At 44.9% G+C, this 1,296-nt stretch carries 1 protein-coding gene; it reads right to left on the reverse strand.

Annotated features, from left to right (window positions below; genetic code table 11):
• Positions 1 to 1,280, reverse strand: a 1,280-nt coding sequence (locus MRX98_RS21735) for a GmrSD restriction endonuclease domain-containing protein (protein ID WP_246915252.1), incomplete at its 3' end; no start/stop codon positions are given.
• Positions 1,281 to 1,296 lie beyond the last annotated feature (16 nt).

Below are 1,296 nucleotides of genomic sequence, written 5' to 3' on the forward strand. Positions count from 1 at the left end.
AAATCATTAGTAAGGGTGATGTCACAAATATGGCTAAGGGTTTTCACAAATTCATCAGAGGTTTCCACGTCCCGTAACCGGGCCAAATCAAATTCCATTGCTGATTCTGGCGAACCAGTGAAACGACCGGTGACAGCAGACATAAAAAACCAGCGAGCAATCACACGCCGGAGATCGAACTCGGGCACATTGTACTCGGTGCGACCAATCAGGTAAAGAATGTAAGAAAACAACAGGTTGTTTTGCGAGCTGATCATTTTGCCGCTGCGAAATCCGGCTTGGCGAATACAATTCATGAAGTCATGCCAATATTGCAGGTTTAGTGCCCGTTGCTGTGCATCCTTGAGCAATTTAAATTGCTGCTCTCGGCGCTCATCACTAAACTTTTCAGTTTCCAAATCTTTGCCACGTAAAATCGAGTAGACGTATTTCAACCTGGCACGCTTAAATGCCAGGCCGACGCCAACTCTCAGCAACTGATCTGGAGACGGTTCAATAAAGTGATTAAACGGTGAGGCCTCGCTTTTTGATGGCTTGCGGGATTCGCGACAGAATTCCTCTAGTGCGGCGCGCCCCTCGTCCCAAAAAACCGACATTAAGGTTAGAATAAAGTCGGCTTGATTTAGCGGAGTTCCCTTGCTATTGATTCGCACAAAAACATCTGACACGGCCTCCTCATCAATATCCGATGCCAATTCGAGGGCAGTGAATGGAAAACTCAATAACCCCTGAAGTTTACTTATAGATTTCTTGATAGCCTTGCTCTCTTCAGTGGTGACTTCACGGGATGAACTTAGACCATCAAGATAGTTTTCAACCACCTCAAAAAGATCAGTTTTATCATTCCAGAGCAAGGAAATAGACGGGATAAAAGATTTGTCCCGACGAATAGCGGCATCCGCCACCTCAAATCTTTCTTCCAGTGGATTAAATGCAATATGTATTTGTTCGCTTTCGAAATTCTCACGCAACACGGGAATGTTCTTAACAACTGCATAAAGAGAGGTAAGGCGTTGCTGACCGTCCACGATAACAAGCCGTGGTGGTTTTTGTTTGCTATCGATACCTATAGTTCGAGCAGAGTCGGCTAAGGCGTTTTGCCAGAAAAGCAGATAACCTACGGGATAGCCTCTATACATGGAATCAAATAGATCCCTAACCTTTGCATTCTTCCAAACAAATGGCCGCTGGATATCCGGCAATCCTATCTCACCAAGACCAATATATTTGACTAACGAGCCAAGGTCATAATCGACTTTTGTGAATACGGTTTCGCTCATTCTTACTCCATTGGGC

Origin of the sequence: Desulfatitalea alkaliphila (assembly GCF_022968795.1) — a bacterium.
GTDB classification, from domain to species: domain Bacteria; phylum Desulfobacterota; class Desulfobacteria; order Desulfobacterales; family Desulfosarcinaceae; genus Desulfatitalea; species Desulfatitalea alkaliphila.